Here is a 12,521-nt window from a genome sequence, read left to right as displayed (position 1 = left end):
CCCCCCCCCGCCCCCCCCCCAGCCGGTCCAGCAGGTCCGGCTCGCGGCCCTGCTCGCGCATCGCCAGTGCCACGGCGACCGCATGCTCCTTGATGACCTCGTGCGCCGTCTCGCGGCCGACACCCGCGCGCACCGCCGCCATGAGCACCTTCGTGGTCGCCAGGAACGGCAGGTAGCGGTTGAGTTCCTTCTCGATCACCGCCGGGTAGGCACCGAACTCGGCGAGGACGGTCAGGAAGGTCTCCATCAGTCCGTCGAGGGCGAAGAACGCGTCGGGCAGTGCGACGCGCCGCACGACCGAGCAGAACACGTCGCCCTCGTTCCACTGCGCGCCGGCGAGCTCGGCGGCCATCGACGCGTACCCGCGCAGCACCACCTGCAGGCCGTTGACCCGCTCGCAGGAACGGGTGTTCATCTTGTGCGGCATCGCGGACGAGCCGACCTGGCCCGGCTGGAAGCCCTCGGTGACGAGCTCGTGCCCGGCCATCAGGCGGATGGTGTGCGCGAACGACGACGGCCCGGCCGCGACCTGCACGAGCGCGGAGAGCACGTCGTGGTCCAGGGAGCGCGGATAGACCTGGCCGACGCTGGTGAGCACGTTCGCGAAGCCGAGGTGCTCGGCGACCTTCGCCTCGAGACGCGCGAGCTTGTCGGCGTCACCGCCGAGCAGGTCGAGCATGTCCTGCGCGGTGCCCATGGGTCCCTTGATGCCGCGCAGCGGATACCGGGCGATCAGCTCGCGCAACCGGGTGAGCGCGATGAGCAACTCGTCGGCGGCGGACGCGAACCGCTTGCCGAGAGTGGTGGCCTGCGCCGCGACGTTGTGCGACCGGCCCGCCATCACCAGCGTCGAGTACTCGGCGGCGCGCTCGGCCAGCCGCGCGGCGATCGCGACACCGTGGGCGTGGGCGTGCTCGAGCGAACGCAGGATCTGCAGCTGCTCGACGTTCTCGGTGAGGTCGCGGCTGGTCATGCCCTTGTGCACGTGTTCGTGGCCGGCGAGGGCGTTGAACTCCTCGATGCGGGCCTTCACGTCGTGGCGGGTGACGCGCTCCCGCGCCGCGATCGACTCGAGGTCGACCTGCTCGAGCACCCGCTCGTAATCGGCGAGCGCCTCCCGGGGGACGTCGATCCCGAGCTCCGCCTGCGCCCGCAGAACCGCCAGCCACAGCTGGCGCTCGAGCACGATCTTGTGCTCCGGCGACCACAGCGCGGTCAGGTCCGGGCTGGCGTAACGGGTGGCAAGGACGTTCGGGATGCGACTCACAGGACATCAGTTTACGGCGCCCCGTCACGCCTCCTGCTCGGCAGGCGGTGCCACTCCCTCCAGGACGCCGGGCAGGATGCACCGCGCGAGGGCCCGCGGATCGGGGTCGAGGTCGCCGAGCGCGCCGAGCACGGCACCGTCGACGACCGCGACGAGCCGCCGCAGCTGTGGTTCGTGCACCGACCGCCCGCACCGCTGCAGCAGGTCCGTGAGCAGCTGCTCGATCTGCGCGCGCAGCTCCTTCTGGACGTCGCGCAGCTCGGGGTGACGGGCGGTGGCGACGCACCGCTCGTAGCGGGCGATGAGGCGCTCGCGTTCGATCTCGCCGACCCCGCCGGGCCCGACGAGCAGGTCGACGATCAGGTCCGCGGTGGACTCGGGTCCGCGGTCGCTCGGCGGGACGCACTGCACGCGCGAGCGCATGACGTCGAGTTCACGCCGGCCGTTGTGCTGGACCGCGCTCGCGACGAGGTCGTCGAGGGAGTGGAAGTAGTACGTGGTGGAGGCGAGTGGAAGTCCGGCCCGGTGCGCGACGGCACGGTGCCGGACGGCATCGATTCCGCCCTCGAGGATCAGGTCGGCCGCCGCCGCGACGAGCGCCTGGCGGCGCCGTTCGCCCTTGGGGGTGGCTGCGATCGACACCCTTGTCATGGTGCCAGTCCCGGTGGTCGCGCCTGACGGAAACGGCCCGAATACTCGCAGGTAGGACCAATCTGTCGGGTTTCGTCACGATCCGGGCAGCCAGGCGCGCAGCCGTTCCAGCGCCGCCTGCACGTCCGCGGTGGACCCGGCGAAGGACAGCCGGACGGTCCGATCGCCGTGCACGGTGTCGAAGTCGACGCCGGGCGCGAGCGCCACCCCGGTCTCGTGCAGCAGCCGGGCGCACCAGCGGGTGGAGTTCTCGCCGTCCGGGAGCAGGTGGCCGATGTCGGCGTAGACGTAGAAGGCACCGTCGGCGGGGGCGAGCTCGGTGACACCCAGCTCCGGCAGGCCCCGCAGCAGCAGCTCCCGGTTGGCCGCGTACCGCGTGACGTGCCCGTCGAGCTCGGCCCGGGCCTCCGCGCCGAACGCGGCGACGGCCGCGTACTGGGAGATCGCCGGCGGGCACACCGTCATGTTGGAGGCCAGGCGCTGCAGCGGCGGGCGCAGTCCCTCCGGCACGAGCATCCAGCCCAGCCGCCACCCGGTCATCGAGAAGTACTTGGACACCGAGCCGATCACCACGGCGTCGCGGGAGGTCTCCCACGCGCAGCTCGTGGCGGGCGCACCGTGCGTTCCGAACTCGATGCCGTGGTAGATCTCGTCGGAGATGAGCAGCGCGTCGTGGTCGTCGCACCAGCGGGCGAGTGCGGCCAGCTCGGCCGGCTCGATCATGGTGCCGGTCGGGTTGGCGGGGCTGGCGACGACGAGTCCGGCGATCGGCCCGTCGAGGGCCTCGAGCATCTCGACGGTCGGCTGGTAACGGGTGTGCGGTCCGCAGTCCAGCTCGACCACCCTGCAGCCGAGGGCGGCGAGGGTGTTGCGGTAGGCGGGGTAGCCGGGCCGGGCGACGACGACCGTGTCGCCGGCGTCGAAGGCAGCCAGGAACAGCAGCGTGAACGCCCCCGACGATCCGGTCGTGACGACCACGTCGTCGGCCCCGACGTCGACGCCGTAGCGGTCGCGGTGGTAGCCGGCGATCGCCTCGCGCAGCGGCAGGATCCCGAACGTCTCGGTGTAGCCGAGCAGCTCGTCGTCGAGGACACGGTGGGTGGCGCGCAGCACCGGGGCGGGTGCCGGCGTGGACGGCTGACCCGCCGCCAGGCTCAGCACGTCGCCGTGGGTGCGCTGCCGCTCGGTGGCCGCCTTCCACACGTCCATGACGTGGAAGGTCTGGATCCTGGATCGTCGGGATTCGAAGCGCACGACCTCGACGTTAGCCGCTCGCGCTCGGCCGGATGTTTCCCGGTGGGCATGCACCGACGGACCGTCGCGACGTCAGCTCCTTCGACGGACACCCGCGCGCCGACCGGAGCGCGCCCGTGTCCGGGCACCGCGCGGGTACGTCCCCCCTAGGACGGGATCGTGATGCGCCCTTCGACGGCGGCCAGTCCGATGTCCTTGCGGAAGTGCCCACCCGGCAGCTTGATGCCGGCGAGCGTGGCGTACGCCTCGTCGCGGGCGGCGGTGAGATCGGCGCCCGTGCCGACGACGCTGAGGACGCGTCCGCCGGCCGAGACGACCGCGCCGTCGGCGATCCTGGTGCCCGCGTGCAGCACCCCCTCCGCGTCGGCGCCGACGATCACGTCGCCGGTGCGGGGGCTGGCCGGGTAGTACTCGGCCGCCAGCACCACGGTGACGGCGGCGCCGTCGCGCCAGCGCAGCGGCGGCAGCTCGGCCAGGGTGCCGGTCGCGACCGCGTTCAACACCTCGCCGAGCGGCGACTCGAGCAGGGCGAGCACGGCCTGGGTCTCGGGATCGCCGAAGCGGCAGTTGAATTCGACGACGGCCGGACCGTCCTTGCCGATGGCCAGGCCCGCGTAGAGCAGGCCCGAGAAGCCGCATCCGCGGCGGACCATCTCGGCGGCGACGGGCTTCACGACGTCCGCGACGATCGTGTCGACCATGCCCTGCGGCAGCCACGGCAGCGGCGTGTAGGCGCCCATGCCGCCGGTGTTGGGGCCGGTGTCGCCGTCGCCGACGCGCTTGTGGTCCTGCGCCGGCAGCAGCGGCACGACGGTCTCGCCGTCGACGAGGCAGAACAGCGAGACCTCGGGGCCGTCGAGGAACGATTCGAGCAGCACGGGGTGCCCGTTCTCGAGGATTTCCGCGGCGTGGTCGCGGGCGGCGGCCCGGTCGGCGGTGACGACGACGCCCTTGCCGGCGGCGAGCCCGTCGTCCTTGACCACCCAGGTGGGGCCGAAGCGGTCGAGCTTCTCGTCGAGATCGGCGGGATTGTCGACGACCTCGCTGTGCGCGGTGCGGACCCCGGCGGTCTTCATGACGTCCTTGGCGAACGCCTTCGAGCCCTCGATGCGGGCGGCCACCGCGGACGGACCGAAGCAGGCGATGCCCGCGGCGCGCACGGCGTCGGCGACGCCGAGGACCAGGGGCACCTCCGGGCCGATCACCACGAGGTCGACATTCTGCGCCTTCGCGAGCGCGACGACGTCCTCGGCGGACGCGGCGTCGACCGGGAGCTGCTCGGCGATCCGGCCGATGCCGGCGTTGCCGGGCCCCGCCAGCACGGCCGTCACGCCGGGATCGCGGGTCAGGGCCAGGACGAGGGCATGTTCACGGGCACCGGAACCGATAACGAGTACGCGCACGCAGGACAGGTTACGGGACCGGTCCGGGGCTCCGGACCGACGCATCGGTGCCCCATGGTCCGTGCGCGGGCGACGGGGTACCGGGACGGACGACCGGGACCGCCCGGCGCTACCGGGCCGCTCCGGCGTCCCCTCCGGTTCCCACGACCGGGCACCACACCAGGTCGGCACGGTCCCGGGTCCGTGCGACGGTGTGCGCGTTGGGCAGGTCGACCGTGCGGACCCATTCGGCGGCCTGGGCGACGGTCGATCCGGTGGCCCGGTGGCGCCGGGCCAGGCGGGTCTCGAGCTCGTCGTCGGGTGCGTCGAGGTAGACGACGAGGTCGAGGAGCGGGCGGATCCGCTCCCATCCGCCGTCTGCGAGGAGCAGGTAGTTGCCCTCGGTGACGACGACGCGGGTCTCGGGGGTGATCTCGTGGAACGCGGCGATCGGTTCGTGGAGGCGGCGCGAGTACTCGGGTGCGTGCACGGTCTCCGTGCGGTCGTCGCGGATCCGGCGCAGCAGGGCCGCGAATCCGTCGACGTCGAACGTCTCGGGCGCGCCCTTGCGGGATCGGGTGCCGTGGGCGTCGAGCCGGTGGTTGGACAGGTGGAAGCCGTCCATCGGAGCGGGGGCGGCGGCAATGCCGGCGTCGCGCAGGAGGTCGACGAGCAGGTCGGCGGCGGTGCTCTTGCCGGCGCCGGGCGGGCCGCAGAGCCCGACCACGCGGCGCTCCCCCGCCGCGACGGTGCGCAGGTGCCGGTCGATCAGGTCGGCGACGAGCGCGCGCAGCGGTCCCGTCCGGGGTGACTGCGGCGACGGCATGCGACGAGGATACGAGAGGCGCCGGCTGCGGGGGTCCGCCTATTCTCCCCGGTATGGCTTCCGTGTTCAGCATGATCATCGCCGGCGACCTGCCGGGCCGGTTCGTGTGGCAGGACGACGACGTCGTCGTCTTCCTGACCATCAACCCCGTGAACCAGGGCCACGTGCTCGTGGTGCCGCGGCAGGAGGTGGATCACTGGCAGAACGTCGACGACGACCTGTGGGACAAGGTCCACCACGTCGCCCGCATCATGGGCCGGGCGGTGTGCTCGGCGTTCGGCGCGCCGCGTGCGGGACTGCTCGTCGCCGGCTTCGAGGTGCCGCATCTGCACCTGCACGTCTTCCCGGCGTACGACCTCGGTGACTTCGACATCAGCAAGGCGGAGAAGGACCCGTCGCCGGAGTCGCTCGACGAGGCCCAGGCGAAGCTGAAGGCCGCGCTACGGGAACTCGGGCACGCGGACCACGTCCCCGCCTGACCTTCCGGTCCGCGGCGGCACCGGTGCGGGGTCGTCGAGGAACCCGGTGAAGTGCGCCCACGACGTGCCGCGGGCGGCGGGGCCGGCGAGCAGTCCCAGGTGGCTGCCGGGCACGACCTCGAACCGCACGTGGGGCGATCCGGGCAGTACCCGGCCGATCGCCTCGACGGCCGGGACGGGTGCGAGCACGTCGTCGCTGCCGGCGAGTGCGAGCACGGGCACGGTGACGTCGGCGAGGTCGATCGTCCGGTCCTCGAACCGGACCCGGCCCGTCGCGAGTTCGTTCGCGACCGTGAGGCGCATCGCCATCTGATGGAACAGCCGGCCCGGGTAGCCGGGCATGTCCGCCTGGAACCGGTCGATCGCCTCCATCCGGGCGAGGGTGCCGGCGTCGGCGAGGTTGCGGGCGACGAACCACGGCCGGGTCAGTTCGCGTTCGAGGGCGGTGGCCCGGTAACCGAGCTGCACCAGCGGGGCGGGCACGCCCCCGAGCAGGTGGGTCACGGCCGTGAGGGCGGGTTCGCCCACGAGGCGGCCGAGGTGCCGGGCCGGCCCGAGGAAGGGGATGCGCTCGTAGTCGATCGGCGTGCCGAACGCGGTGATCGAGCGAATCGGCAACCCGGGATGGGCGGCCGCGGTGAGCAGGCACAGGGTTCCGCCGAGGCTCCAGGCGGCCAGGTCGACGTCGCGGCCGCCGCACAGTTCGGCGACCCGCGCGATCGCCTCGGGCACGATGTCGTCGACCCAGTGTTCGAACCCGAGATGACGGTCGGAGCGGTCCATGGTGCCGAAATCGAGGACGTGGACGTTGCGACCGGTGGCGACGAGGTGCTGCACGAGACTCTGCCCGGGGCGCAGGTCGTAGCAGCGCGCGGGCGCGGCGAGCGGCGGCACGAGCAGGACCGGGGCGCCCGCGTCGGACTCACCGTAGCGGCGCAGGGTACGGTGCGGTCCGTCGGCGACGACGGCCGACGCGGTGTCGTGCGGTGGTTCGATTCCGTCGCCGACGAACAGCGCCCACGCGTTGCGCACGGCGCGCTGCGCCGTCCCCGACAGTCCCACGACGTCTCCTTACTCGAAAGTTAGTTACGTCACCGTAGCCCAGGGCCGGACCGTCATCCCACCGGCATCCGCGGGATCAGCACCCGGAACGTCGACCCGGCGCCCGGCGCGGACTCCACCTCCGCCCGGCCGCCGTGGGCCGCCACCAGCGCGGCGACGATCGACAACCCGAGACCGCTGCCGCCCGACGAACGGGCGCGCGAGACGTCGGCGCGATAGAAACGCTCGAAGACCCGGGCGCGGTCCGCCTCACTCAGGCCGGGGCCGGTGTCGACGACCTCGAGCACGGCGTCGGGTCCGGCCGTGCCGACCCGGACGGTGACGCGCGCGTCGGCCGGAGTGTGGGTGAGGGCGTTGGTGACGAGGTTGCCGAGCACCTGCCGCAGTCGCGCGTCGTCGCCGAGCACCTCCGGTATCCCGGGGCCGTCGAACACCTCGAGCTCGACGGTGCGCTCCGGCGCGACGGCCCGCGCATCGTGCACGGCGTCGGCGGCCAGGGCGAGCAGGTCCACCGGATTCTGCTCGAGCGGCCGCTGGGCATCGAGGCGGGCCAGCACGAGCAGATCCTCCACCAGCAGGCCCATCCGCCGGGACTCGCTCTCGATGCGGTCCATCAGCAGTGCGGTGTCGCTGCTCGCGCCCTGCCGGTAGAGCTCGGCGAACCCGCGGATCGTGGTGAGCGGGGTGCGCAACTCGTGGCCGGCGTCGGCGACGAACCGTCGCATCTTCTCCTCGGATCTGCGGGCGGACTCCTCCGACGCCGCCGTCGCCGCGAAGGCCTCCTGGATCTGGCCGAGCATGCCGTTCAGCGCCACCGACAGCCCACCGACCTCGGTGCGCGGGTCCCGCTCGGGAACCCGCCGGTGCAGATCCCCGCCCGCGATCGCTGCCGCGGTGCGTTCGACCTCCTTCAGCGGCCGCAGACTGCGCCGCACCACGAAGTACCCGGCGACCCCGAGCACGAGCAGCACCGCGGCGCCGATGCCGACCTGCAGCACGACGAGCCGATCGACGGTGTCCTCGATCGAGACCAGGGTGACACCGACGGTGGTCACGAGGCCCGCGGCGCTACGGGTCGACACCACCCGCCAGCGCACGTCGGACCCGTCGGCGGAGCCCACGGTCTGCGGCTCCCACACCGGCTCGCCGGGCAGCGCCGGCGCGGTGGACTCGTCGTTGACGACGAACCGCTCCCGCCCGTCCGGGTCGACCACCCGCACATAGAACGGGCTCGGCGGCCGGTTCGAACTCGGAGCGTCCGGCGGCGGCAGCTCGCGGCCGGTCCCGGGCGGCTTGGCCCACGTCTGCGCCGCGGTGCGCAGGTCCTGGTCGGTCCGGGCGAGCAGCGAACCCTGCAACGCGGACGTCACCGCCACCCCGGACGCCAGCAGTCCCAGGCCCGACAACGCCACCAGCGCCGCGACCAGCGTCAACCGCAGCGGCAGCGGCCGTACGCGGCTCACGCGCGGGGTTCCCGCATGACGTACCCGACCCCGCGCAGGGTGTGGATCAACGGGGTGTCCCCGGTGTCGACCTTGCGCCGCAGATAGGAGACGTACGACTCCACGACGCCGACCTCGCCGCCGAAGTCGTAGCTCCACACGTGGTCGAGGATGCGCGGCTTGCTGAGCACCGTGCCCGCGTTGACCATGAAGTACCGCAGCAGGGTGAACTCGGTGGGTGAGAGCGACACCGGCCGGCCGGCCTTCCACACCTCGTGGGTGTCGTCGTCGAGTTCGATGTCGGCGAAGGTGATGCGGGCCGAGCGTTCGTCCGCGGCGACCTTGCCGGCCCGTCGCAGGATCACCCGGAGCCGGGCGATGACCTCCTCGAGGCTGAACGGCTTGGTGACGTAGTCGTCCGCGCCCAGGGTCAGGCCGGACACCTTGTCCGCCACGGCGTCCTTCGCCGTCAGGAACAACACCGGCGCGTCCGAGCCGTCGGCCCGGAGCCGGCGCAGCATCCCGAACCCGTCCATCCCGGGCATCATGACGTCGAGGATCACCGCGTCCGGCCGGAACGCCCGGGCCCGGTCGAGCCCCTCGGCGCCGTTGCTCGCCGTCTCGACCTCGAAGCCCTGGAATTTCAGGCTCACCGAGAGCAGTTCGGCGATGTTCGGCTCGTCGTCGACGATCAGAATCCGGGCTTCGCGGGTCTTGTCGGTCACGGCGCCGATTCTCCCGGAGTGCTCTGGCATGCCGCTGCGAGAACCCTGGGAACTTCCTGTACGGCCGGCCCTGCCGAATCCGGGCCGTCGGGGTGCGGCGATCGGGGATCATGGACGTGTTCGCACTGTGAGACGTATCCGCATCGTGAGGAGCCGCCGTGTCGCCGAAGTGGCTGCGCCGCGGGGCGGCGTCGGCCGCGGCCGTCGCCGTGTCCCTGCTCGTGGCCTGCCCGCCCGGGGCCGCCGAGGAGGTCGAGGTCTCGTTCGGCCTCGCGTGCCGGGTGCGGTCGGTGATCGACGTCGACGAATTGCTCGGATCGTCCGCGACGGTGGACGCGCCCGCCCGGGTCCGCCCGGGTGAACGGTTCAGCTACCGGATCCAGACGGCCCCCGTCGCGTATCCGGACTCGAGCCGCGGCGCTACCACCCGCAGCGTCTCCCGCCTGAAGAACGACTTCGCGATTCCCGCCAACGCGACGTTCGTCGACGCCGCGGTCGTGCCCGGGACCGCCTTCAACCTGGACAACGTGCCGCCCGGCGTGCTGCGGGTGAACGAGGACGGCGTCCCCGACCCGGCGGGCACGATCCTGCGCCTGTCCGGAAACAACGAGGTCATCGGCAACAGCCCCACGTCCGGCACCGAGGGCGAGGCCGGGATCCGGGCGCCCAAGACACAGTTGCAGCTCGACGGCACCCCCAGTCCCGTCGGCGACAGCTGGTTCCGGCTCCCCGCGGTGGAGGTGACCATGATCGCGGGCGACGCGGGCGTGATCACGCCGATGCTCCGCACCGCCGGCGCCGCGGGCCTGGTCGACGACGACGCCAACTACAACACCTCGCTCACCCAGGCCACGTTCCTCGGCTCCACCCAGTGGGGACCGACACGCTGCTCACCGCGGGACACGATGACCGGGCCCCTCAACGCCGGCGCCGGTCCGCTCGCGGTCATCACGATCTCCGACGTCGCCGAGGTGCCCGCGACGGTCACCGTCGACGCCCCGGACGTGGTGGACGACGGGACGGTCGTCACCCTCACGGCGACGGTGTCGCCGGACGTCGAAGGCGGCACGGTGCTGTTCCGGGACGGCGGCACCGACCTGGGTCAGCCGGTGGCGGTCGTCGACGGCCGGGCCGCCGTCGAGCATCGCCTCTCGGGCGCCGGAAGCCACACGATCACCGCGGTCTACTCGGGCGCGCCCGGCGCCGCGGGCGCGACCTCCGAACCCGTCGCGGTGACGGTGCCCGGATCCGGGAACGCCCGCGGCTGGTGGATCGCCGCCGGGGTCGGGGCGAGCGCCGGTGTGCTGGCTGTTGCCGTCCTCGCCCGCCGCCGGAGGCGCTGACCCGGCCCCGCCGGAGGCGCCGATCCGGCCCGCCGGAGGCGTCGATCCGGCCGGACACGCCCCCGCACGTCCACCACGTTGTCGGCGCGTGATGCTATTACGGGACGAAGACAGCCACCGCGAAGGAGGTCCCGCCCATGACGACGTGCCGGGCGTGCCGATCCGATCTCGACCACTGTCACGGCACCCTCGTCGTGCACGCGACGACGACCGTGGAATGCACCGATCCCGACTGCTTCGACACCTCCCGGGTGCGGCACGTGCTGGTGATCGACTGCTCCGAACTCGCTCGGGGCTGCGGCTGCACCGAGGTGTATGCCCGGGGGGGAACGCTCCGCGTCTCCTGAGGACCCGCGGCGGCGGCTCGTCCCGCCGAGCCGCACTGTTGCGCCGGTTACAGTGACAGGCATGAGTCTGGCGTCCGCGCTCGCGTTCCCCGTCCGTCTCGGCTTCGCTGCGGCGGACTCGGCCCTCGGCGTGGCCGAAGGCGTCATCGGGACCGTCCGCCTGGCGGTCTCCCCCCAGACGTATGCGGGGCTGAACGCGGTCGGCGTCGCGAGCCCGCGGGGACCGCTCGGTTTGCTGCAACAGGTCTCCGTGCTTGCCGCCGACGACCGTCCGCTCGGCCAGGCGCTGCGTCCCGGCGGACCGCTGGATCGCCTCCTCGCGCCCGGCGGACCGGTTGACCGGCTCACCGCCCCGGGCGGCCCCCTCGACCGGCTCCTCGAACCCGGTGGCGCCCTCGACCGGGTGACGGCGCCCGGCGGTCCGCTCGAGAAGGTCCTCGCCGAGGACGGAGCCCTGGACCGCCTGCTGTCGAGCGGCGGCCTCCTCGATCGGCTCACCGCCCCCAGCGGCCCGCTCGAGCGTCTGCTCGCCGAGAGCGGGCCCGTCGAACGGCTCACCGCTCCCGGCGGAATCGTCGACGTCGCCCTCCAGCCCGGCGGCCTGGTCGAACGGGCCCTCGAGCAGGGCGGGGTGCTCGACACCCTGCTCGCCGAACAGGGCGCCCTCGAACGCCTGCTCGCCAAGGGCGGACCGCTCGACCAGATCGTGTCGCTGTCCGAGACGCTGGTGCAGCTGACCCCCACGATCCATCGGATGAGCACCAGCATCGACGTGCTGCAGGAGACCGCCGAACTGCTCCGCGAGGCGGTGGGCCCGCTGGGTGATCTCGCGGGCAAGCTGCCCGGCCGGTGGTTGCGCAGCAACTCGGGTGGCTCGGGCAACAGCGGCAGGCACGAACTGCGGGCACCGGACTGATCCGCTCACTCCTGCAGGTCCGTGACGGCCCGGAAGGTGCCGTCCATGTGGAACGGGGTGGACTCGTGCTCGTGTGCGATCCGCCACGACCCCTCGACGCGGCGTAGACCGAACGTGACGCGGAACCACAGGTCGAAGCGCGGCCCGCCGTGCTGTGTCGCTCCCAGCCGCGACAGTGCGTGGCAGAACGCGACGTCGCCGGCCGTCTCGACGCGCAGGTCCCGCACCTCACAGTCGAGAGGGCCGTCGAACCCCGCGAACCACGACGCCCAAACCTGCGGAGCGGGGGCGGACTTGCGCAGCGGCGGCGCCAGATCGAACACCGTCGCACCGGGGACGTAGCACGCGGCGAGCCGATCGACGTCCTTGGCGTTGCGGGCCGCGGTGTGTTCCTCGATCAGCGCACGAATCCGCTCCTCGTCCGGAGCCTCGTCCGTCTCGAGGACGGCGAGGATGTTGCCGGCCGGGTCCCGGAACCACGCGATCGGCGGGCCGACCCGACGGAAGATGCCCTTGTCGTCGACGCCGTCGTAGCGCTCGAACCGGACACCGCGAGCGGCGAGTTCGTCCACCACCTTCTCGAGGTCGCGAACGGGAAAGTCGAGGACGGTGTAGGTGGCCGGAGTGTGGTCCTCCTTCGGATAGATCAACGTGTCGCGTCCGCCGTCGAGGTGCAGGTGCAACATCCCGTGCTCCTCGGACACGGAGAGGCCGAGGACGTCTCCGTAGAACTTCGCGGCCGCCGCCACGTCGTCGACAGCGAAACTGGAAAAGGAACGGTCCAACATGGTGCTGACTCCTCACTGCGAACGATGCCGTACCTGTTC

General features: G+C 72.5%; 13 protein-coding genes. 4 read left to right on the top strand and 9 right to left on the bottom strand.

The features are described from left to right. From purB to OEY_RS0110030, 5 genes are all read right to left on the bottom strand, one after another. Window positions 1-1,267, bottom strand: a 1,267-nt coding sequence (gene purB / locus OEY_RS0110050) for an adenylosuccinate lyase (RefSeq protein WP_010593753.1), incomplete at its 3' end; no start/stop codon positions are given. A gap of 24 nt (window positions 1,268-1,291) precedes the next feature. After that, entirely contained in the window at window positions 1,292-1,909 is a 618-nt protein-coding gene (locus OEY_RS0110045; RefSeq protein ID WP_010593752.1) for a TetR/AcrR family transcriptional regulator, read from the bottom strand. Window positions 1,910-1,993: 84 nt separating this feature from the next. Further along, the gene (locus tag OEY_RS0110040) at window positions 1,994-3,172 is read right to left on the bottom strand and encodes a pyridoxal phosphate-dependent aminotransferase (RefSeq protein WP_029539984.1); all 1,179 of its coding nucleotides are present in this window, start codon (window positions 3,170-3,172) and stop codon (window positions 1,994-1,996) included. A gap of 146 nt (window positions 3,173-3,318) precedes the next feature. Further along, window positions 3,319-4,575, bottom strand: coding sequence for a phosphoribosylamine--glycine ligase (gene purD / locus OEY_RS0110035; RefSeq protein WP_010593750.1), 1,257 nt, complete (start codon window positions 4,573-4,575; stop codon window positions 3,319-3,321). Between the two features lie 109 nt (window positions 4,576-4,684). Next, window positions 4,685-5,380 carry a nucleoside/nucleotide kinase family protein gene (locus OEY_RS0110030; protein ID WP_010593749.1) on the bottom strand — a complete coding sequence of 232 codons (696 nt, stop codon included), beginning with the start codon at window positions 5,378-5,380 and terminating at the stop codon, window positions 4,685-4,687. Window positions 5,381-5,433: 53 nt separating this feature from the next. On the opposite strand from OEY_RS0110030, the gene OEY_RS0110025 reads away from it, so the two are divergent. After that, window positions 5,434-5,859 (top strand): HIT family protein, encoded by a 426-nt coding sequence (locus OEY_RS0110025; protein WP_029539983.1) that lies wholly within the window; start codon window positions 5,434-5,436, stop codon window positions 5,857-5,859. Here the strand turns inward: OEY_RS0110025 and OEY_RS0110020 are convergent. Genes OEY_RS0110020 through OEY_RS0110010 form a run of 3 tightly spaced genes read right to left on the bottom strand, consistent with a single transcriptional unit; the run spans window position 5,821 to window position 9,118 of the window. Further along, window positions 5,821-6,921, bottom strand: coding sequence for an alpha/beta fold hydrolase (locus OEY_RS0110020; RefSeq protein WP_010593747.1), 1,101 nt, complete (start codon window positions 6,919-6,921; stop codon window positions 5,821-5,823). The two genes, OEY_RS0110025 and OEY_RS0110020, sit on opposite strands and share 39 nt — an antisense overlap. A gap of 53 nt (window positions 6,922-6,974) precedes the next feature. Next, the gene (locus tag OEY_RS0110015; protein ID WP_010593746.1) at window positions 6,975-8,384 is read right to left on the bottom strand and encodes a sensor histidine kinase; all 1,410 of its coding nucleotides are present in this window, start codon (window positions 8,382-8,384) and stop codon (window positions 6,975-6,977) included. After that, a complete protein-coding gene (locus OEY_RS0110010; protein WP_017680577.1) occupies window positions 8,381-9,118 on the bottom strand; it encodes a response regulator transcription factor in 738 nt (245 codons plus the stop codon). Before OEY_RS0110010 ends, OEY_RS0110015 begins: the two co-directional genes overlap by 4 nt. A gap of 128 nt (window positions 9,119-9,246) precedes the next feature. On the opposite strand from OEY_RS0110010, the gene OEY_RS0110005 reads away from it, so the two are divergent. The 3 genes from OEY_RS0110005 to OEY_RS0109995 all read left to right on the top strand — a co-directional run bounded on the left by OEY_RS0110005 (window position 9,247) and on the right by OEY_RS0109995 (window position 11,694). Next, window positions 9,247-10,431 carry an Ig-like domain-containing protein gene (locus OEY_RS0110005; RefSeq protein ID WP_010593744.1) on the top strand — a complete coding sequence of 395 codons (1,185 nt, stop codon included), beginning with the start codon at window positions 9,247-9,249 and terminating at the stop codon, window positions 10,429-10,431. A gap of 137 nt (window positions 10,432-10,568) precedes the next feature. Then, window positions 10,569-10,778, top strand: a complete 210-nt coding sequence (locus tag OEY_RS0110000) for a hypothetical protein (RefSeq protein ID WP_010593743.1) — start codon at window positions 10,569-10,571, stop codon at window positions 10,776-10,778. A 61-nt stretch (window positions 10,779-10,839) separates the two neighbouring features. Then, window positions 10,840-11,694, top strand: coding sequence for a hypothetical protein (locus OEY_RS0109995; protein WP_010593742.1), 855 nt, complete (start codon window positions 10,840-10,842; stop codon window positions 11,692-11,694). A 5-nt stretch (window positions 11,695-11,699) separates the two neighbouring features. Here OEY_RS0109995 and OEY_RS0109990 read toward each other — a convergent pair whose 3' ends face one another. Then, window positions 11,700-12,482, bottom strand: a complete 783-nt coding sequence (locus OEY_RS0109990; protein WP_010593741.1) for a nuclear transport factor 2 family protein — start codon at window positions 12,480-12,482, stop codon at window positions 11,700-11,702. Window positions 12,483-12,521: the final 39 nt, after the last annotated feature.

The organism is Rhodococcus sp. P14, from assembly GCF_000256505.1.
Classification (GTDB): Bacteria; Actinomycetota; Actinomycetes; order Mycobacteriales; family Mycobacteriaceae; genus Rhodococcus; species Rhodococcus ruber.
This window is presented reverse-complemented; position numbering and strand designations above follow the sequence as displayed.